17 protein-coding genes and 1 tRNA gene are annotated in these 19335 nt (G+C 58.4%); 12 read left to right on the top strand and 6 right to left on the bottom strand.

All coding sequences use genetic code 11. From position 1 onward, the window contains the following. Positions 1-8: 8 nt before the first annotated feature. On the top strand, positions 9-830 hold the full coding sequence (locus JJO78_RS06990; protein ID WP_226909954.1) for a helix-turn-helix transcriptional regulator: 822 nt from the start codon (positions 9-11) through the stop codon (positions 828-830). On the opposite strand, the gene ylqF is transcribed toward JJO78_RS06990, so the two are convergent. After that, a complete protein-coding gene (ylqF, locus tag JJO78_RS06985) occupies positions 803-1690 on the bottom strand; it encodes a ribosome biogenesis GTPase YlqF (RefSeq protein ID WP_041333456.1) in 888 nt (295 codons plus the stop codon). The genes JJO78_RS06990 and ylqF overlap by 28 nt on opposite strands. A 220-nt stretch (positions 1691-1910) precedes the next feature. Here ylqF and JJO78_RS06980 point away from each other — a divergent pair, with 220 nt between their 5' ends. Then, the gene (locus tag JJO78_RS06980; protein ID WP_036203929.1) at positions 1911-2351 is read left to right on the top strand and encodes a Spy/CpxP family protein refolding chaperone; all 441 of its coding nucleotides are present in this window, start codon (positions 1911-1913) and stop codon (positions 2349-2351) included. Positions 2352-2532: 181 nt separating this feature from the next. On the opposite strand, the gene JJO78_RS06975 is transcribed toward JJO78_RS06980, so the two are convergent. From JJO78_RS06975 to JJO78_RS06965, 3 genes are all read right to left on the bottom strand, one after another. Beyond that, positions 2533-5019: an efflux RND transporter permease subunit gene (locus JJO78_RS06975; protein ID WP_075194953.1), complete on the bottom strand. Its 2487-nt coding sequence runs from the start codon at positions 5017-5019 to the stop codon at positions 2533-2535. 104 nt (positions 5020-5123) lie between these two features. Continuing rightward, positions 5124-6170 (bottom strand): lipoyl synthase, encoded by a 1047-nt coding sequence (lipA, locus tag JJO78_RS06970; RefSeq protein WP_075194954.1) that lies wholly within the window; start codon positions 6168-6170, stop codon positions 5124-5126. Between the two features lie 140 nt (positions 6171-6310). Beyond that, on the bottom strand, positions 6311-7588 hold the full coding sequence (locus JJO78_RS06965) for an O-acetylhomoserine aminocarboxypropyltransferase/cysteine synthase family protein (protein ID WP_036203937.1): 1278 nt from the start codon (positions 7586-7588) through the stop codon (positions 6311-6313). A 145-nt stretch (positions 7589-7733) separates the two neighbouring features. Here JJO78_RS06965 and JJO78_RS06960 point away from each other — a divergent pair, with 145 nt between their 5' ends. The 7 genes from JJO78_RS06960 to JJO78_RS06930 all read left to right on the top strand — a co-directional run bounded on the left by JJO78_RS06960 (position 7734) and on the right by JJO78_RS06930 (position 14676). Beyond that, a complete protein-coding gene (locus JJO78_RS06960) occupies positions 7734-9476 on the top strand; it encodes a peptide ABC transporter substrate-binding protein (protein WP_075194955.1) in 1743 nt (580 codons plus the stop codon). 8 nt (positions 9477-9484) lie between these two features. Then, complete coding sequence (gene oppB, locus JJO78_RS06955) at positions 9485-10405, top strand: oligopeptide ABC transporter permease OppB (RefSeq protein WP_036203943.1); 921 nt, start codon at positions 9485-9487, stop codon at positions 10403-10405. Further along, a complete protein-coding gene (oppC, locus tag JJO78_RS06950) occupies positions 10405-11337 on the top strand; it encodes an oligopeptide ABC transporter permease OppC (RefSeq protein WP_087148987.1) in 933 nt (310 codons plus the stop codon). Before oppB ends, oppC begins: the two co-directional genes overlap by 1 nt. 19 nt (positions 11338-11356) lie before the next feature. Continuing rightward, a complete protein-coding gene (locus JJO78_RS06945; protein ID WP_036203948.1) occupies positions 11357-12325 on the top strand; it encodes an oligopeptide/dipeptide ABC transporter ATP-binding protein in 969 nt (322 codons plus the stop codon). Next, the gene (locus JJO78_RS06940) at positions 12322-13326 is read left to right on the top strand and encodes an oligopeptide/dipeptide ABC transporter ATP-binding protein (protein ID WP_075194956.1); all 1005 of its coding nucleotides are present in this window, start codon (positions 12322-12324) and stop codon (positions 13324-13326) included. Before JJO78_RS06945 ends, JJO78_RS06940 begins: the two co-directional genes overlap by 4 nt. 104 nt (positions 13327-13430) lie before the next feature. Beyond that, positions 13431-13868 (top strand): VOC family protein, encoded by a 438-nt coding sequence (locus JJO78_RS06935; protein WP_075194957.1) that lies wholly within the window; start codon positions 13431-13433, stop codon positions 13866-13868. 196 nt (positions 13869-14064) lie between these two features. Next, on the top strand, positions 14065-14676 hold the full coding sequence (locus JJO78_RS06930) for a transporter substrate-binding domain-containing protein (RefSeq protein ID WP_226909953.1): 612 nt from the start codon (positions 14065-14067) through the stop codon (positions 14674-14676). On the opposite strand, the gene JJO78_RS06925 is transcribed toward JJO78_RS06930, so the two are convergent. Then, positions 14669-15094 carry a PACE efflux transporter gene (locus tag JJO78_RS06925; RefSeq protein ID WP_075194959.1) on the bottom strand — a complete coding sequence of 142 codons (426 nt, stop codon included), beginning with the start codon at positions 15092-15094 and terminating at the stop codon, positions 14669-14671. The two genes, JJO78_RS06930 and JJO78_RS06925, sit on opposite strands and share 8 nt — an antisense overlap. A 111-nt stretch (positions 15095-15205) precedes the next feature. Beyond that, positions 15206-15282: transfer RNA gene (locus tag JJO78_RS06920), tRNA-Met, on the bottom strand. A 279-nt stretch (positions 15283-15561) separates the two neighbouring features. Here JJO78_RS06920 and JJO78_RS06915 point away from each other — a divergent pair. The 3 genes from JJO78_RS06915 (at position 15562) to JJO78_RS06905 (ending at position 19307) form a co-directional block, all read left to right on the top strand. Further along, on the top strand, positions 15562-16155 hold the full coding sequence (locus JJO78_RS06915) for a sigma-70 family RNA polymerase sigma factor (RefSeq protein ID WP_126810535.1): 594 nt from the start codon (positions 15562-15564) through the stop codon (positions 16153-16155). A 39-nt stretch (positions 16156-16194) separates the two neighbouring features. After that, complete coding sequence (locus JJO78_RS06910) at positions 16195-17859, top strand: multidrug ABC transporter permease/ATP-binding protein (RefSeq protein ID WP_075194961.1); 1665 nt, start codon at positions 16195-16197, stop codon at positions 17857-17859. A gap of 134 nt (positions 17860-17993) precedes the next feature. After that, positions 17994-19307 carry a lysine N(6)-hydroxylase/L-ornithine N(5)-oxygenase family protein gene (locus JJO78_RS06905; protein ID WP_075194962.1) on the top strand — a complete coding sequence of 438 codons (1314 nt, stop codon included), beginning with the start codon at positions 17994-17996 and terminating at the stop codon, positions 19305-19307. Positions 19308-19335 lie beyond the last annotated feature (28 nt).

The following is a 19335-nucleotide window of genomic DNA, read 5'->3' as shown; positions in this document are numbered from 1 at the left end:
ATGCAGAGTTGAGTGACACCATGCAGGCACCGCCCTTCAAAACACCAACCAGCGATCAGAGCCACAAGGGCACCGTGTTTTTGTGGCAGGATCACTGGCAGGTACTCGGGCAATTGATGCCCAACCGCTCCCACCGCCACATAAGCGCTTCTTTGCTGGTGGGGCTCGACCGTCCCTTTCGGCTGGCTGTGGACGGTGAATGGCGGGAAACCCGCGCCGCCATCGTCGCCCCTGACGTTCCCCAGGCACTGGAGCCTGGGGAGGCCAGAATCTGGAGCGTCCAGCTCGACCCCGACAGCGTTTACTGGCGGTCCCTGAAATCTGTTACGGCAGGCATGGCCTCCACGGATCTTTCGTTGACCGGTGTGGATCTGCCTGACCCCGGGGAGACAGGCTGCGAGGCCATGGCCGGCGCGCTGGCAAAAGTAATCTCCCGGAGCGGGCACGCGCCCGTTGCGCTGGACGACCGTATAGCGGCCATTTGCGGGAAGCTGAGGGCAGAACTGCCGGAACGCCTGGAACTGAACTCTCTGGCTCAAAGTGTCGGGCTGTCCTCGTCACGGCTGACGCATCTGTTTCGCCAGGAAACGGGCGTGCCGCTGCGCCGCTTTCTCCTGCACCTGAAGATCAACCGGGCATTGGCGTTCTGGAAACCGGGTATATCCGTCTCCCGGTTGGCGACAGAGGCCGGGTTCTACGACCAGCCCCATCTGGTTCGCACGGCACGTGATATGTTCGACGCACTGCCGTCCGCCTATGTGGCGGCGGGATGGTTCAACGTATGCCGTTGTGGTCTCGATGATCAGGCTTTGTCGGATTTCTCGCGTTGACGTTCAGCCTCTTCCCGGGCTTCCTGCTCGACCATGGCGGGCGTCTCCAGCGAAATTCGCCCGAGCTTCCCGGAGCGGAATTCGTTAAGCAGTATTTCCGACACCTTGTGCAGGTCCGGAACCCCACCTCTCCCCAGGAACCGTCGTTTTTCCGCGATGCCGTCCATCAGTGCCAGGCCGTCCCGGGGCCTTTCTTCAAACCCGTAGCGCGCCATTGCCAGTTCGGGATACGCGTCCAGCAGGTAATCCGCCTCGAATAACGCCACGTCCTCAAACTCAATCACCGCACTGCGAATGGCGCCACTAATAGCCAGGCGGTATCCGCAGGCTTCCGGAGACAGCTTGGGCCAGAGAAACCCCGGTGTGTCATAGAGCAGAACGTTGTCTGGCAGTTTGATGGCCTGCTGCGCCCGGGTCACTGCGGGCTCATTTCCAGTCTTGGCCGCCGGCCGGCCCGCCATGGTATTGATCAGCGTGGACTTCCCGACATTGGGGATGCCCAGGATCATCACCCGCAGCGCCCGTTTCTGGCGATCATGATCCGGCGTCATTTCACCGGCCAGTCGCAGGATGTCGAGGGCTTCCGCGCGCTGGTTGTGGGTCATGGTGATGGCCCGAACGCCACGTTCCTTTTCCAGCCAGCCGAGCCATTGTTCGGTAATGGCCGGGTCAGCCAGGTCTCGCTTGTTAAGCACCTTGATGACGGGCGTATCGCCGCGCAGGGCAGGGACCAGCGGATTTTCGCTGCTGAACGGCAGGCGCGCGTCCACGACCTCGATAATGAGATCCATCTGGGGCATTACCTTTTTGATTTCCTTGCGGGCCTTGTGCATGTGCCCTGGAAACCAGTTAATGGCCATGGTTGATACTCCTGAAGTGGCTGAACGGCGCCATTATGGACGGGAATGACTAAATTTTCACATTTCTCTCAACCCGCCCATGGTGGGAGCTGAGGCATGTGAGGGTGTGAAGTATGTACAAAAAGAAGGGGGTTCGGGGTGAAATACCCGGTTGTTTTGATTTAGGGTGTAGGGCTCGAAAACCCAAAGCGACTTAAATAATCGATTAGTGGAGATTTCTATGAAGCTCGTGAAACTGTTCGGAATTGCCCTGATTGCTATCGGGCTGTCTTCTCCGGCGATGGCGCAGCAATCTGGCGGGCAGCCGGACCAGGTTGATCAGCTGGCTCAGATGGTTGGCTTGAGTGAAGACCAGCAGAAAGAAATTCGCGGCATCATTGAAGAGATGCAGGCTGAGATTCAGGAGCTTCAGGGCGAAGCCCAGCAACTGCAGCAGCAGATCCAGGCTCAGATCAAGCCGGATTACGACGAAGACGCGATTCGTGACAACGCCGAGAAGCTGGGTGATGTAACTGGCGAGATGACGGCCATGTCTACCCTGATGCAGGCGAAGGTTGATGCGGTGTTCACCCAGGAGCAGCGTGATGAACTGAACAAGCGTATGCAGCAAATGCAGCAGCAGATGCAACAGCAGCGTCAGATGCAGCAGGGCATGCAGTAAGCACCAATAGCTCGTACTGCTGCCTTCCGGGTTAACGCCCGGGGCCTGAAAGAACCGCCTTTGCCTCTGGCTTGGGCGGTTTTTTTGTGACTGTAGCCTGCTGGTTGGGAGTCAGGTCGCGGCGGGAAGGGCCTACATCGGTGCGACAATCACCAAATTGTGAAGGCTAGGAGAGTGTTACTCACAATTCAGCCCCGAACGGCTTAACCAGCACAATAAGCCGAGGCAACAACGTAAGCGCCCCCACCAGTGCCATGAACATGGCAAAGCCGGTAAACAACCCGAAGTAGATGGTCGGAATAAAGTTCGACAGCACCAGGATCGAAAAGCCGGTAATAATCGTCAGCGAGGTAAAGAACATCGCCTGTCCGATACTGCGGTGGCAGCGGTGCATGGTGGCGAGGTAGTCGCCGTCTTTCTCGAATTCCGTCTTGAAACGGTGGATGTAGTGAATGGTATCGTCCACTGCGATCCCCACCGTGATGGCCGCCACCGTGATCGTCATCATATCCAGCGGAATCCCCAGCCAGCCCATCAGGCCCAGCACCGAACCCGCCGCGATCAGGTTCGGGGCCATGCCGATCAGCGCCAGCTTTATCGACCGGAACAGGATCAGGAACATCACCATGATGGCCAGGAAGACAATGCCGATGGTCTTGATCTGCGAATCGAACAGGCTTTGCAGCATGTTGTTGTACATCACCGTCATGCCCGTAAGCTTCACCTGATCGTCCTCAAAGCCCATTTCTTCGGTGAGGTGAGTGCGTATGCGGTCCAGCAATGCCTGCCGGCGCAGGTCAGGGGAAGTCTCCAGAATGCGGATACTGAAGCGGGCCTGGTCATGCTCTTCGCTGATGTAGGGGGTCAGAAGAATGTCCTTCAGACCGTCCGGCACCGCCGAGGGGACGAACGCCAGTTCCAGGGCATTCAGGGCCTCGCCACCGTTAACCTGGGCAAGGATGTCCAGGGTGGTGTCGATGGACATGACCTTGCCGGTCTCTGGCAGGCTGTCCAGGTAGTCGTGAACCTTACCCAGGCGGTCCATCTTCTGATAGGTGAACCAGGTGTCCCGGTATTCCTCGGCACCCTCGCAGTCCTCCACAAACGGATCGCAATCACTGGCAAAGGGGTCGCCGCCGGCTTCGCTTTCGGGTGGTTTCTCGTCTGTGATTACCACATCCAGTGGGGTCGTGCCTCCCAGACGGTCATCAATGGTGATCATGCCCTGGTGGATTTCGGTGCTGGACTTGAAGTAGTCGATGAAGCTGTTTTCCACCGTCAGGCGGTTTAGGCCGATGACGCAGAGCACCGCGAGGATGGCGGAGCCGACTAGTACGGTTTTGCCGTAGTGCTCGGTAAACCGCGCAAACCAATCGGTAAAGGGAATTCGGTTGGAGCGAACCCGGTCGTCCACCGGCGGTGGCAGCAGTGCCAGCAGGGCCGGGAAGATGATAAATGTGATGAGGAAGGCCACGGTCAGGCCGATGGTCATCATCCAGCCAAAATCGATCACCGGGCGGATACCGCTGAACGTAAGCGAGCCGAAAGCAACAATGGTGGTGATGGCCATGTAGAAGCAGGGTTTGATCATCGCCAGCAAGGTGTGCCGCAGCGTATCCCGTGATTCGGCTTCAGGGTCGTCGTGCTGGAACTCCCGATAGCGAACGATCAGGTGGATGGTCAGCGAGAGGGTCATGATCAGCAGCAACGACACGAAATTGGATGAGATCACCGTGACTGGCCATTGCGCCCAGCTCAGATAGCCGATCACCAGCCACACCGTAAAGCTGCAGCACAACAGTGGTACCAGCACCCAGCGCCACTGGCGGAAAATGATTGCCAGGGTCAACAGCAGGAAGATCAGCACACCAACACCGAAGGTGGACAGGTCGTTCTGGATGAAACGGATCATGTCGGCAACGATCATGGGTACGCCGCCCAGGTAGATCTCGGCGCGGTCACGGTAGCTGTCGAGGATGTCCCTGACCCGTTTGATGGTGCGGTCCCTTTCCTCGCCCTGGGCCTCGGTGAACTCGATGAATGCCTGGCTGACGGTTTCCAGTCTTTGCTGTTCTTCTGCCGAGGCTTGGCCGCTCTGCACTTTATCCCGCAGCTCGTTGCGCTCCCGGAGCAGTTCAAAATAGCGCTCGGGAGTGGGCAGGTTCACCTGTATCGCAGTGGTGCGCGCGTCTTCGCTGATCAGCAGGTTCGGGTAGAGCGGATTGTTGAGTAGCGCTTTTTTGGCGGTGTCCGGCGCAACGTCATCCTCGTCAATGGTCTGGATTTCTGAGTCGACGGTGTCCAGGGTCAGGTCCGGGCTGTGGAGCAGGGGGACGTTGAGGATGCTGTTGGTGGAGCTGACATTCTCCAGGGCTGCGAGCTCATCTCGCAACGACGCCAGCAACGCCAGGCCCTCGTTGCTGAACAATTCCTGGTCCGGCGTGTAGGTGACAACGAGAAAATCGTCAGAGGTGGTGAAGCGGCGATTCACTTCCCGGTACTGCTCCAGGGAGCGATCATCCTCAAGAACCAGCGACTCGGCCGAGGCATCCAGGCGGAACTGGTCCAGCCGCAGGCTGGCGATCAACAGCAGGGCGCCAAACAGCAGAAGTACCAGAACAGGACGGGGGAAAATCAGCCGGTCATAGAAAGATCGAAGCCAGGACATCGTAAGAATTACCCTACACAGTGAAAGCGAGTGCAGAGTGTGCCACAAACTGTCCGTCGACGGTGCCCCTGTTTGAGGTCTATTCCAGGGAATTGATCAGTGGTTCAGTCTACCGCTTTGACCGGAATCTGCTGGGCGTTGGAGGAAGCAGGTACGTCTGGCACCGCAAGGCCCAGGTTGTTCTTTTCGAACACGCGATCGGCACGGTAGCTGGAGCGCACCATGGGGCCCGACGGCACTTCCATGAAACCTTTTTCCAGGCCAATCTCGCGGTAGCGATTGAAGTCGTCCGGGGTTACGTACTTTTCCACCGGCAAGTGGTTCTGAGTGGGGCGCAGATACTGGCCCAGGGTCAGTATGTCGACGCCGATAGCCCGCAGGTCGTCCATGGTTTCGAGGATTTCCTCTTCGGTTTCACCGAGGCCCAGCATCAGGCTGGTCTTGGTGAGCACGTCCGGACGGTATTGCTTGGCGTGCGCCAGTACGCTGAGGGTTTTCTCGTAGCCGGCGCGGGGGTCCCGCACGCGAGTGGTCAGGCGCTTCACGGTTTCCACGTTCTGTGCGAAAACGTCCAGGCCCGAGTCCACGACCTTCTCAACGTGCGCCATGACGGCGTCAAAGTCAGGTGTCAGGGCTTCCACTGCGACATGGGGAGTGCGCTGCTTGATGGCGGACACGCAGGCTGCGTAGTGAGCGGCGCCGCCGTCGTCCAGATCGTCCCGGTCTACGGAGGTTAGTACGATATAGCGCAGGCCCATGAGTTCAACGGATTTCGCGGTATTTTCCGGTTCCTCATGGTCCAGCCAGCCTTTGGGGTTGCCGGTATCAACGGCGCAGAAGCGGCAGGCGCGGGTGCACACGGAGCCCATCACCATAATGGTGGCGGTACCGTTGGCCCAGCATTCGCCGATGTTCGGGCAATGGGATTCCTGGCAGACCGTGCTCAGCCGGTGTTCGCTGACGTTCTTGCGCACCGCTTCATAGCGCTCGCCGCCGGGCATGCGTGCACGCAGCCAGGACGGTTTACGCTGGGTTTTGGTGTCGATGATGCCCGAGCCCGAGCGCTTGATGCCATCCTTGATCGCTGAGAATCCATGTTCGTTGCGGAACTTTGAACCACTGGTGACGCGTGATTTGGCACTGTCGCTCATTACTGGGGGACTCTCTTCTCGGCGGCGGATAAAGGGCTTGGCTGACCCTAAAGGGTAATCTGCGCCGGCGGAGGATACAAGGCAGGTACGGACAATCACGGGGGTTCCGGGCACGACTTTCGTCGTACCCGGCAATCACATCAGGCGGTTGCTTTGTCCAGCGCCTGGCTGATATCGGCAATGATGTCATCCACGTGTTCGATGCCAATGGACAGGCGCACCAGATCCTCACTGACACCCGCACTTGCCAGTTCCTCCGGATTGAGCTGCCGGTGTGTCGTTGTGGCGGGGTGACAGGCCAGGGATTTGGCATCACCAATGTTGACCAGGCGGTAGATCAGTTGCAGGGCATCGATGAATTTCGCGCCATTCTCAAGCCCGCCGGTGATGCCGAAACTGAGAATGCCTGACGCACGGCCGCCGCAGATTTTGTCGCAGGTGGCTTTGTAGGGGCTGTCGTCCAGGGTGGCATAGTTTACCCATTCCACCGACGGATGGTTTTGCAGGAAATTGGCCACTTTTTCGGCGTTTTCACAGTGTCTTTCCATGCGCAGGCCGAGTGTTTCAAGGCCCTGCATGATCAAAAAGGCATTGAACGGAGCCAGAGCGGCGCCGGTATTGCGCAGGGGAACCACGCGGCAGCGCCCGATGAAAGCCGCTGCGCCAAGGGCTTCGGTATAGACCACGCCGTGGTAGGACGGGTCCGGCTCGTTGAGCATGGGGAACTTCGCCTTGTTGGCGGCCCAGTCGAACTTCCCGGAGTCGACCACCACACCCGCTACGGTGGTGCCGTGGCCGCCGATGTATTTGGTCAGCGAGTGCACCACGATGTCTGCACCGTGTTCGAAGGGCCGGCACAGGAAAGGCGTTGCCACGGTGTTGTCGACGATCAGCGGAATGCCGTGTTTGTGGGCAATGTCCGCCCAGCGCTGGATATCAACCACATTACCGGCCGGGTTGCCAATGGATTCGCAGAACAGGGCGCGGGTATTGTCATCAATGGCTTTCTCCACCGCGTCAAAATCATCGTGTCGTACCATGCGGCAGTTGATGCCCTGGTTCGGCAGCGAGTGGGCGAACAGATTGTAGGTGCCGCCATAGAGCTGGCCGGTGCTGACAATGTTATTCCCCACTTTGCAGATGGTCTGGAGCGAGTAAAGGATGGCCGCCATGCCCGAGGCTACTGCGAGCGCACCCACACCACCTTCAAGCTGCGCCATACGTTCCTCCAGTACGGCGTTGGTGGGGTTCATGATGCGCGTGTAGATGTTGCCCTGTACCTTCAGGTCAAACAGGTCCGCACCGTGTTGGGTGTCGTCGAACGTGTAGGAGGTGGTCTGGTAGATGGGCGTGGTCGCGGCGTTGGTTGTCGGATCGCCGTTGAAGCCAGCGTGAAGGGCGAGAGTTTCCGGTTTCATGGTTGAGCATCCCTTTTATCAAGCGTTGTTGTTGAGGTCGAACATCCCGATTGAGTATGCCACAGGCACAGGAACGTGAGCATTGTTTCATGTTGACCCTCATCGGCTTGTGACTTCCGTGTTTCCGCGCTAGGTTCGAACAGATATGACAGCCACAAACCTGCAAATAACAACAGGCATCATCCGCCAGACAACAACGCCCCCCCTTGGCTCCAAGACGAGGGCCGCTTGGGCCGTCCTGCTTTCCCTGTTTCTGATCGCTTGCAGTGATGATTATCCGGAAGATGATGGTGGGCGGGCCCCAGCCGGCGCTGATGTAAACGCTCCGAAAAGCCGTCTGCTGGAACATCCGGAAACCGGTGAGAGACTGGCCGAAAGGCAGGTGCTTGTTCGTGGCAATGCCAGTGAACCTGCTTCCCTGGACCCCCAGCTGGTCCAGGACAGCGTGGGTGGCGCCATCGTGGTTGACCTGTTCGAAGGGTTGACCCGCAGCGGCCCTAGAGGGGATACCGAACCGGCGATGGCGACGTCCTGGGCCTCATCGAACAATAACCTGACCTGGACATTCCAGCTCCGTGAAGACGGCCGCTGGAGCGATGGCAGTCGCGTTACCGCCCAGGATTTCGTGTATGGGTGGCGCCGGGCGGTCGACCCGGAGGTAGGCTCAAACTATGCGTATTACATCGAGTCTGCCGGGGTGGCCAATGCCGGCGAGATCATCGCAGGGGAAAAGACACCGGATACGCTGGGTGTGCGCGCTGTCGACGACTTCACCTTCGAGGTGACCCTGGACGAGCCGATCACCTACCTGCCGGATATGACCGTCCACTACACGATGTTTCCTGCCCCCCGCCAGGCCATCGAGGCCCACGGCGAGGACTGGACCAGGCCTGGCAAGATGGTTTCCAACGGAGCCTATACGTTGAACGCCTGGCATATTGGCGAGAAGCTGGTGGCGGCTCGCAATCCCCGCTACTGGGGGGATGACAGCACCATCATCGACCGGGTGGTTTACCTGCCGATCGAATCTTCGTCCGCCGAGCTTCAGCGCTACGCCAGTGGCGAGCTGCACATGACCTCCACGGTGCCGGTGTCCCAGATGGCCCGGTTGAAAAAAGAGCGGCCCAAAGAGTTGGTGATGGTACCCAGCATGGCCACGTACATGTATGCGTTCAACGTCAACAGGCCGCCCTTTGACGACGTGAGAGTGCGTCGGGCGCTGACCTACGCCATTGACCGCAATATCATCGTCAGCTACATCACCCGGGGCAACCAGATGCCGGCATTCACACTGACACCGCCCTACGTCAGCGGTTTCGACTTCCGGCAGCCGGAGTACGCTACCTGGTCCCAGACCCGCCGCGACGAAGAGGCGCGCGAAGCCCTTGAGGAAGCCGGCTACAATGAAGACAACCCACTGGAATTCGAACTGCTCTACAACACCGACGAGAGCCACAAGGCGCTGGCCATCGTGGTCAGCCAGATGTGGAAAGAGAAGCTGGGGGCAAAGGTCACCATCAGCAATCTGGAGTGGAAAACCTTCCTCTCCGAGAAGCAGGCTGGCAACTATGGTATCGCCCGGTTTGGCTGGAAAGGGGATTACAACGAAGCCTCCACCTTCCTGACCCTGCTAACCAGCGACAGCGGTAATAACGACGGCGGCTGGAGCAATGAAACATACGACCAGTTGCTGCTGGATGCCCGTTCCAGCGACGACCCTAATCCCTACTATGTCAGGGCCGAGGAGATCCTGTGGCAGGCGTTTCCGGTGGTGCCGGTGTACTTCAACACCACGGTGGCGCTGGTGAGCCCGTCCCTGAAGGGCTATCCGGAGAAGAATCCCCGTAACATTGTTTACAGCAAGGATATGTACATCACTGCGGACTGAGGGAAGCCATGTTCAGTTTTATCATCAGGCGTCTGGCGGTAGCGGTACCAACCATTCTGGCGTTGATCACTGTCTCGTTCGTGCTGATGCACGCGGCACCTGGCGGCCCGTTTACCAACGAGCGTAATGTGCCGGAAGCGGTGATGGAAAACATCGAGGCCAAATACAACCTGGATAAGCCCCTGTGGCAGCAGTACCTCATTTACGTGGGCAACGTCGCCCAGGGCGACCTGGGGCCCTCGTTTCGTTATAAGGACTTCACGGTCAATGAGCTGATCGAATCCAGCTTTCCCCGGTCCGCCTACATCGGTGCCTGGTCCTTCCTGTTCGTGGTTGTGTTCGGGGTGGGGCTGGGTGTGGTTGCGGCCCTGAAACAAAACCGTTGGCCGGACTATACGGTGATGACCGCCGCCATGACCGGGGTGGTGTTCCCCAATTTCGTGATGGCGCCGTTGCTGGTGCTGCTGTTTGCCGTCACGTTGCGCTGGTTGCCTGCCGGCGGCTGGGAAGGCGGTCAGGTGGAATACATCGTGCTGCCGATCATCGCCATGGCGACGTCCTACATTGCGCAGGTGGCGCGGATTACCCGTAGCAGCATGATAGAGACCCTGCGCAGTCCGTTCATCCGCACCGCCCGAGCCAAGGGCATTCCCCGCCACAAGATCGTATTGCGTCATGCCCTCAAGCCCGCGTTGATTCCGGTGGTGTCGTACCTTGGGCCGGCTTTCGTGGGCATCATCACCGGTTCGGTGATCATTGATCAGGTATTTTCCACGGGCGGCATTGGCCAGCACTTCGTCAACGGTGCCATCAACCGGGACTACTCACTGATTCTCGGGGTCACCATTCTGGTGGGCGTACTGACCATCGTCTTTAACGCGGCGGTGGATATTCTCTATACCTGGCTGGACCCGAGGGTGCGTTACTGATGTTTTTCTCCGACAAACATGCGGGCATGGGCGAACTGGCGGACACCCTTGCGGAAGACGCCTACACCGAAGGCCGCAGCCTGTGGCGTGACGCGCGACGGCGTTTTATGAACCACCGTGCGGCGGTGGCTAGCCTGGTCGTGCTGGCACTGTTGCTGTTGTTCGCGGCCTTCGGCCAGTACCTGTCACCCTGGGATAACGAGTCCATCGACTGGGCCAGTTTGCCAAACCTGGATGAAGATGGCTTGCCCAGCCTGGCGAGCCAGCACTATTTCGGTCTTGATCCCATCGGCCGGGACCTCTACCAACGCACTGTGCAGGGCAGCCGTATTTCCCTCATGGTCGGCGTTCTCGGAGCGCTGACGGCGGTGGTCATCGGCACGCTTTATGGGGCCATTTCCGGTTACGTGGGTGGCCGTACCGACGCCATCATGATGCGGACGCTCGAAGTGCTCAGCGCCTTTCCCTTCATGTTCCTGGTGATCGTTCTGATGGCGGTGTTCGGACGCAATGTACTGCTCATTTTCGTAGCCATCGGCGCGGTGAGCTGGCTGAATATGGCCCGGATTGTGCGGGGCCAGACCCTGAGCCTGAAGCGCAAGGAGTACATTGAGGCCGCCATGTCCGTCGGTGTGCATCCCTTCCTGATCGTGCTCCGCCACATCGTGCCCAATGTGCTGGGCGTGGTGATTGTTTATGCAACCCTGCTGGTGCCGGAGATGATCCTGTTCGAATCCTTTATCTCGTTCCTGGGGCTTGGGGTGTCGGAACCCTACACGTCATGGGGTGCGCTGATTTCCGAAGGCGCGGATGCCATGTGGACCGCGCCATGGACCCTGATTTTCCCGATGCTGATGCTGGTGCTCACCCTGTTCTGTTTCAATTTTCTCGGCGACGGGCTGCGGGATGCCCTTGACCCTAAAGACCGCTGAGCCGGCAGGAACTCGATCTATGGCAATGCTGGAAGTCAATAATCTCGAAGTGGCCTTCGATACACCGGATGGCACCTTGCAGGCAGTGAGGGGGCTCAGCTACCAGTTGGAGGCTGGGCAGACTCTGGGCATCGTGGGTGAGTCCGGCGCGGGTAAAAGCCAGGGGGTATTTGCGCTGATGGGCCTGCTCCCGGACAACGCCCGGGTCAATGGCGAGGTGATCTTTGAAGGCGAGCCACTGCTTAACTTGCCGGAAAAGCGGATGAATCAGATCCGTGCGGCCCGCATCGGTATGATTTTCCAGGACCCGATGACGTCCCTGAACCCGTTCATGAAAGTCAGCGACCAGCTCATCGAAGTGCTGGTGCAACACAAAGGCATCAGCCGCAAACAGGCTCTTCAGGAATCCCTGCAGATGCTGGAAGCGGTTCGTATCCCCGAGGCCCGCAACCGAATTCATTGTTACCCCCATGAATTCTCCGGGGGTATGCGTCAACGGGTCATGATCGCCATGTCCCTGTTGTGCCGGCCGCGCCTGCTGATTGCGGACGAACCCACCACCGCCCTGGATGTTACGGTACAGGCTCAGGTGATGGACTTGTTGCAGGAGCTGCAACAGGAATTCAATACCGCGATTATCCTGATCACCCACGACCTGGGCGTAGTGGCCGGAAGCTGCGACCAGACATTGGTGATGTACGGTGGCCAGATGATGGAATTCGCTGCCACCCGGGACCTGTTCCGGGATCCCTCCCATCCCTATACCAAAGGCCTGATGGGCGCCATTCCGCGTATTGATGAGCAGATGGATGAACTGGTCACCATCCCCGGCAACCCGCCCAACCTGATGAACCTGCCGCCGGGCTGTCCATTCTGCGACCGTTGCCCCGTGGCGGAGCCGCGCTGCTATCACGAACTCGACCCACCGGAGCGATTCGGGGCAGAGCGGATTCGTGTATGCAATCTGCCAAGGGAGGCGATTCGATGAGCGAACAACAGCGCCTGCTGACGGTGGAAAACCTGCGGGTTACCTTCGACATCATGCCTCGCAACGCCTGGCCCTGGACCCGGCCGCAGCCACTAAAAGCGGTGAACAACGTCAGCTTCACCCTCAACGAGGGCGAAACCCTCGGCATCGTGGGAGAGTCCGGCTGCGGCAAGTCCACCCTGGCAAGGGCCATCATGGGCATGGTGCCCAGCCAGGCGGGAAAGGTGGTGTGGTTGGGCGAGGACCTGCGGGGGCTCAACCTGAAACAACTGCGCAAGCGTCGCCAACGCCTGCAGATGGTGTTCCAGGATCCGCTTGCCTCTCTGTCGCCACGAATGACCGTCGGCGACATCATTGCTGAGCCCCTGCGTACCCACTACCCGGATATCAAGGGCGCCGAGCTGAGGGAGAAAGTGGATGCCATCATGGATCGCGTTGGCCTGCACCCTCACCAGAAAAACCGTTACCCCCACGAATTCTCCGGTGGCCAGTGCCAGCGGGTGGGCATTGCCCGGGCGTTGATACTGGAGCCGAAACTGATCATCTGCGACGAGCCCGTCTCCGCCCTCGATGTGTCGGTACAGGCTCAGGTGATTAATCTGCTCAAAAACCTGCAGCGGGACATGGGCCTGTCATTGATCTTCATTGCTCACGACCTGAGCGTGGTCAAACACATCAGTGACCGGGTGATGGTGCTGTACCTGGGCAATGTGGCCGAAAACGCCCCCCGTGCTGAACTGTTTGCCAACCCCCGGCACCCTTACACTCAGGCTCTGATGGCCGCGGTGCCGATCCCTGACCCGGAGAGGGAACGGGCCAAGCCCCCGGCGGAACTGGAAGGCGACCTGCCGTCGCCGATGAATCCCCCCAGCGGCTGCGTGTTTCGTACACGATGCCCGCTGGCGACGGACTATTGCAGTAGGGAAGTGCCGGCACTGGAAGACAAAACCGGGGCAGGGCATTGGGTGGCCTGTCACTACGTAGAACGACAGGAGTCGTAATAAAGTGTGGAAACGATGTCGAAATTCGCAATGGTGAACCGACAAGAAGGTAACAGGGCACTAACAACCTGTTTCTACCACCTACAATCTGGAGAGCGTGAACCATGACATCAATGATTTTTGTAAACCTGCCGGTAAAAGACCTCAATGCTTCCATGGCCTTCTACGAGGCGCTTGGTTTCAGGAACAACCCCCAGTTCACCGACGATACTGCCGCATGCATGGTCTGGAGCGAGGCCATTCACGTCATGTTGCTCACCCACGACAAATGGCGCACGTTTACTGACCGCCCAATTCCGCCGACCACCTCCAGCGAGGTGATGCTGGCCATCTCCTGCAGCAACCGCGAAGCCGTCGACGCGATGAATAACGCTGCCGCTGACAACGGCGGCGTTGCAGACATCAACCCGTTACAGGACCTGGGGTTCATGTATAACAGAAATCTCGCCGACCCGGACGGGCACGTATGGGAAGCCATGTGGATGGACCCGACAGCGATTCCCGGAGCCAATGACGAAGGCCAGGGAAGTGCCGGTGCTTGACGGCAAGACCAGGCCGGGCACTGGGTGGCCTGTCATTACGTGGAGCGCGATGAAAAATTGAACTAAGCTTGCGGTGTGAATGGATCTCCGTTGACGAGTCACTCTTATGGACAGGAAGTCTGCGCGCTATCAGCCTCTACTAATCGCCCTCCTCGCGATCGCTATGCCCTTGAATCTTTCGCACGCGCAGGAACCAGTGCGCGTCGGAATTGCTGCTGGGATAGAGCGGGAAATAACGGTTTCGGAGGGAGCGTTGGAGGGGCGCTTTTCCGGTTTCTATCGGTGCGTGTTCGAACGGGTTCCCGGGGATTTTCAGTTCGTTGAAATGCCTTTGGCCCAGCTGCTTTACCAACTGCGAAAGGGCGGTGTTGCGGTAGGCCTTCCCCTGGTCCAGACCTCTGAACGGGACCGCTACGCTGATTTCGGTGGGCGACTCTTCCAGACAGAGTACGTTTACCTGTTTCTGGAAGAGATGCCTCCCCTCAACCAGACGGCTGGCCTCACCTACGCGTTCGTCAGGAAGTTCGTCGGGGATCAACTGGTTCAAGGCGAAAACGCAAAGATTCTACACGTCTCCGAATGGCGCCAGGCAGTCTACCTGCTCAAGTTGGGCCGGGCAGATGTTGTGGTCATTCCCTGGGTGCTCGTGGACAAGTTTATGGACAATTATGAGGGCGATTATTTTGTGCGTAGGGCGGCCTGGGTAGACCTTTCCCTATACGTTTCCCATGAGCATGGGAATGGCCAGTTGACGGAAGAGCTGCGCAATGCCATTCGATGGTGCCGGTATCGAAACGATCTCAACTGAGGCTGGCGTCGTCATCAGGAAACACCGTGTCGTAACACCAGGTGAAAACGAACGCATACACCAGATAAAAGACCACGAAGGCGATGTCGACGATCAGTGCCTCAACCAGCCCAATGCCCATCCACCAGGCGATGACCGGAAGGAAGGTTATCATCAGGCCAAGTTCAAAGCTGAGCGCATGAAATAACCGCATCTTCAGTGACTTACGAGTAGAGCCGGTAAGCCGTTTCAGGCCGTGATCGAACATGAGATTGAAGAGGTAGTTCCAGCCGGTTGCCATGGTTGCACCTATGGCAGCCAGGACGCTGGTTTTGTCGAGCTCGAAGCCAAACACAAGTGCGGCTAATGGGATGGCGATAAGCAGGCCGATGATCTCGAACGAGACGGCCTGACGGATTCTGTCTTTAGTGGTTCTCATGGAAATTCAGGAACAATGGAGGCGGGTCGTCCCGCGTTCAATTCCCGGGAAGGGCGGGGGCGTCCCCGAAACGAAAAAAGGTCACGACGTGAGTCGCGACCTTTTAAATTCTGGTAGCAAGGGGCGGAGTCGAACCGCCGACCCCGGCATTATGAGTGCCGTGCTCTAACCAACTGAGCTACCTTGCCGTCACTTCACCAATGGAAGCGGCGCGTATCTTATGGTTGGGGGTGTGGGCTGTCAAGAGCCTAGCCTGCGCCGCGACTCTTTTTTTATCTGTCTTTGGCATTTCTCGCCTGAAAACACCCATATAAACAATGATCTAAACGAGCCGGCTGTAAAGCATGGGTTTTCGACTCATTCCGTGATTGTTGCCGGTTGTTCATTTTCAGGCCTTGAATCCCAAATGTTAATGATGGTTAAATGCAAATGATTGTCATTTATAAACTACCCAGGGACGGCTTGCTATGAGTTCTTTCAGGCACGAATTGGATCAACAGGCTCGCAACCTGTCCGACCTAAGATCCGTTGACGTTACCGGAGCGCCGAATTGGGAGAGGCGCCTTGTAGCGGCCTACCAGCAGCATCGAAAACCCCTGGTGGACACCGCTCAATATCTCCTTGGGTGCAGGGCAAAGGCTGAGGATGTGGTACAGGATGCGTTCCTGAAAGTGTGGGACCAGGGATTCGCCGACAATGTCAGGGACGAGGGCCGCTTTCTTCACCGGGTGGTGCGTAACCTCGCCATCGATCGTCTTCGCCGGTTGGCCCTGGAAAACCGCTTCGCAGCCTGCGATGTCGATGTGGAGGAGGAAGCCGGTGTGCTTTCGGCTTCACCAGAACGGCAGTTGGCTGGAACCCGGGCACTGCACCATGCGCTGTCTTCTCTCGCAGAGCTGCCTGCTCGTGTACAGAAGGTGTTAATGCTTACCCGGGTTGAAGGTCTGACCCAGAGGGAGGTGGCTCTCGCTATTGGGGTCTCTCCCACATTGATCAACTTCATGCTGAAGGATGCGCTGGCTCATTGCCGTGGCAGCCTGGACCAATCCTATCCGTTTTAATCCAAGCCTTTCTCATTCGCGAATTGGGGACTGTTGTTCATGAGACTGATCCGTCTGGTATTTAGTCACAACCCGGGGGCGCTGACCGTTGCGCTTTTGCTGAGCGTTGTGAGTGCGCTTTTGAGTGTCGGGGTGGTGGCGTTTATTAACGAGCGCCTGGTGTCTGCGACAGAAGGCGGGGCAGGTCTGCTTTGGCAGTTTACCGGCCTGCTGGTGGTACTGCTGATCATCGCCTCCTACGCCCAGATATTGTTGACGGCGCTTGGTCATCGGTTTGTCTACGGATTGCGGCGGTCGATGGTCAAGCGGGTTCTTGATACCGGAATTGAGCGCCTGGAAGAGATTGGCGGGGCGAATATTCTGGCCAGTCTGTCCAGCGATATCCGTAATATCACCCTGGCATTTGTCAATCTGCCTCAGCTGATATACGGCCTTGGCCTGAGTGTCGCAGCGTTCGCGTACCTGGCCTACCTGTCACTGCCGCTATTTGTCATGACGTTGCTCTGGATGACGTTCACCATTGGTGTGGGGTGGGTGCTGATCAGGGCCCTGAGTCACCATCTCCAGCAGCTTCGCGAATCTGAAGATCGCATTTATCAGGACTACGAGGCGGCTATTGAAGGGCGGAAAGAGCTGAGCCTCAACCGTGACCGTGCTCGCCGTTACTACGACGACGAGTTTGATCTGAGCGCAGAAACCTATCGCAGCCATGTCACGCTGGCGGACCGCTATCACAGCATCGCCAGCAACTGGGCCAACATCATGGTGCTCGGCACCATTGGCCTGGTGTTCTATCTGGTCAATGGCCTGGGGTGGGCAGCGGCCTCCGTGGCGCCTACCTATGCCCTGACCATTCTTTTCATGCGTACCCCTCTGGTTTCTGCCGTGGCGGCGTTGCCCGCGTTGCTGTCGGCTCGGGTCTCGCTCGACAAGCTCGATACCCTGGCGCTGGCGGAGTATCAGCCCGGCTTCCAGGATATGAGCCGTGATCCGACGGGTGAATGGCAGGAACTGCAGTTGCATGCGGTGCGGTATCGCTATCCGGCCCAGCATGGTGAGCAGGGGTTCGACGTGGGGCCGGTCACCCTGACGATCCGTCGTGGCGAAACCCTCTTCCTGGTCGGTGGTAATGGCAGCGGTAAGTCCACTCTGGCCCGTTTGCTGTCTGGTCTTTATCTGCCGCACCAGGGCGAGATCCAGATCGACGGCCAGCCCCTGCGACCGGAGGATTGGAGCAGCTATCGCCGCCTGTTTGGTTCCGTGTTTACCGACTTCTTTCTGTTTGACCAGCTCATCGCCCAGCAGGGTCAGAACGCAGACCCGGCGGACGTGAATTACTGGCTTGGACGCCTCCGCATGGAGGACAAGGTGAAGGTGGCCGGCAGCCGTCTTCAGGATACCCGGCTTTCACAGGGGCAGCGAAAGCGGCTGGCGCTGTTGCTGGCTTTGCTGGAAAAGCGGGACATCCTGCTGCTGGATGAATGGGCCGCCGACCAGGACCCGGTTTTCCGCCGGTTGTTTTACCAGGAGCTGCTACCGGAGATGAAAGCGCAGGGCAAAACCATTTTCGCCATTACCCACGACGACCGTTATTTCCACCACGCGGACCGGCTGCTGAAGATGGACAGTGGCCGACTGGTCGAGTTGTCAGCCGAGGATCGCCAGCAGTCACGCCATGACGCCTTGCAGATGATCGGAGAGTGACTTTTTCCGGCCAGGCCTAAACATCCGGCGTTCCAGTTCGTCTGTATGTAAATGAGAATTATTTGCTTTGTTGGCCGGGTATCGACAGGCCTTCAGGCAATGTTTTCGCAATCCATTATTACGGGAGAACGGTGATGAGCCACATGCATGATTTTCTTGGCGTCGGTTTTGGCCCGTCGAATCTGGCGCTGGCAATAGCGACACAGGAGTACGCTGAGGGCGGGTCTTCGCCCGATGCCTGTTTTCTGGAGCGCAAGCCAGAATTCAACTGGCATGAAGGTATGCTGATTGACGGCTCCACCATGCAGATTTCGTTTCTCAAGGATCTGGCCACCCTGCGGAACCCGCAAAGCCGCTTTACCTTCATCAACTACCTGAAGGAGCAGGGGCGGCTCGAAGATTTCATCAACATTCAGACGTTCTTCCCCGCGCGGGAGGAATACAACGATTACCTGCAGTGGGCTGCCAGTCACTTTGACGATCAGGTGCACTACGGTCGCGAGGTAGAGGGTGTTGAGCCTTTCCTGAAAGACGGCCGGTTGATCGGGTTTGACGTGCTCTCCCGAACCGCAGGGGGCGAGCTTGAAAGCCGCAGGGCCCGTAACCTGGTACTTGGTATGGGCGGTGCGCCTCAGGTTCCTGCTGCGTTTGAAGGAATAACCGACCCGCGCATCGTGCACTCGTCGCAGTATCGGGGGCGCATTGACACCCTGCTTGCCGACCAGGGTCGCAAGGCGCGGATTGCCGTGGTCGGGGGCGGCCAGAGTGCGGCGGAGATCTTCGAAGACCTTACCCAGCGATTCCCCCAGGTGGATGCGTCCATGATTCTGCGTGGAACCGCTCTGAAGCCCTCGGATGATAGCCCGTTCGTCAATGAAATCTTTAACCCGTCGTTTATCGACCAGATCTATCAGCAACCCGAGTCGCGACGCTTGCAACTGCTTGAAGAGTTCCGCAACACCAACTACGCGGTGGTCGACCTTGAGCTGATCGAGCGCATCTTCCAGATGTTCTATCTCCAGAAGCTGCGGGGAGAGGAGCGACACCAAATGTTGACCCGCCGGGATGTTGCCCGGGTTGACGTGGGTGACGGTGAGCTGCGCCTGACCCTGCACGACCTGGCTACCGATAGCCAGCAGGAACTGGGATTTGATGCTGTCATCCTGGCCACCGGTTACCGCCGGAATCAGCACCACGAACTGCTGGCGGGGCTGGGTGGCCACCTGGAAAACCTCACGCCTGACCGTCAGTACTGTCTCAACCTGCGGGACAGCGATGCCCGGATTTATCTCCAGGGCTGCTGCGAGACCACGCACGGCCTGAGCGACACGCTGTTGTCCGTGCTCGCTGTTCGGTCACGGGAAGTGCTCGAGTCGATTCTCGAAGGTCGGGACCGCGGGCACTCCGCCGTTGCTGATCGCAAAGCCCACGCCGCCCCCATGGTGTGATGGCCTGAGGGAAACCGCGGGGAGCAAG

Origin of the sequence: Marinobacter sp. DS40M6 (assembly GCF_028581595.1) — a bacterium.
GTDB lineage: Bacteria > Pseudomonadota > Gammaproteobacteria > Pseudomonadales > Oleiphilaceae > Marinobacter > Marinobacter salarius.
The sequence above is the reverse complement of the archived record's forward strand: the minus strand, read 5'-3'. Positions and strand labels throughout refer to the sequence as shown.

What these genes read in the sequence shown, in the direction of transcription:
- ylqF (WP_041333456.1), bottom strand. Translation starts at nt 1,690, where the DNA reads ATGGCCATTAACTGGTTTCCAGGGCACATGCACAAGGCCCGCAAGGAA.
- JJO78_RS06980 (WP_036203929.1), top strand. Translation starts at nt 1,911, where the DNA reads ATGAAGCTCGTGAAACTGTTCGGAATTGCCCTGATTGCTATCGGGCTG.
- JJO78_RS06975 (WP_075194953.1), bottom strand. Translation starts at nt 5,019, where the DNA reads ATGTCCTGGCTTCGATCTTTCTATGACCGGCTGATTTTCCCCCGTCCT.
- lipA (WP_075194954.1), bottom strand. Translation starts at nt 6,170, where the DNA reads ATGAGCGACAGTGCCAAATCACGCGTCACCAGTGGTTCAAAGTTCCGC.
- JJO78_RS06965 (WP_036203937.1), bottom strand. Translation starts at nt 7,588, where the DNA reads ATGAAACCGGAAACTCTCGCCCTTCACGCTGGCTTCAACGGCGATCCG.
- JJO78_RS06960 (WP_075194955.1), top strand. Translation starts at nt 7,734, where the DNA reads ATGACAGCCACAAACCTGCAAATAACAACAGGCATCATCCGCCAGACA.
- oppB (WP_036203943.1), top strand. Translation starts at nt 9,485, where the DNA reads ATGTTCAGTTTTATCATCAGGCGTCTGGCGGTAGCGGTACCAACCATT.
- oppC (WP_087148987.1), top strand. Translation starts at nt 10,405, where the DNA reads ATGTTTTTCTCCGACAAACATGCGGGCATGGGCGAACTGGCGGACACC.
- JJO78_RS06945 (WP_036203948.1), top strand. Translation starts at nt 11,357, where the DNA reads ATGGCAATGCTGGAAGTCAATAATCTCGAAGTGGCCTTCGATACACCG.
- JJO78_RS06940 (WP_075194956.1), top strand. Translation starts at nt 12,322, where the DNA reads ATGAGCGAACAACAGCGCCTGCTGACGGTGGAAAACCTGCGGGTTACC.
- JJO78_RS06935 (WP_075194957.1), top strand. Translation starts at nt 13,431, where the DNA reads ATGACATCAATGATTTTTGTAAACCTGCCGGTAAAAGACCTCAATGCT.
- JJO78_RS06925 (WP_075194959.1), bottom strand. Translation starts at nt 15,094, where the DNA reads ATGAGAACCACTAAAGACAGAATCCGTCAGGCCGTCTCGTTCGAGATC.
- JJO78_RS06915 (WP_126810535.1), top strand. Translation starts at nt 15,562, where the DNA reads ATGAGTTCTTTCAGGCACGAATTGGATCAACAGGCTCGCAACCTGTCC.
- JJO78_RS06910 (WP_075194961.1), top strand. Translation starts at nt 16,195, where the DNA reads ATGAGACTGATCCGTCTGGTATTTAGTCACAACCCGGGGGCGCTGACC.
- JJO78_RS06905 (WP_075194962.1), top strand. Translation starts at nt 17,994, where the DNA reads ATGAGCCACATGCATGATTTTCTTGGCGTCGGTTTTGGCCCGTCGAAT.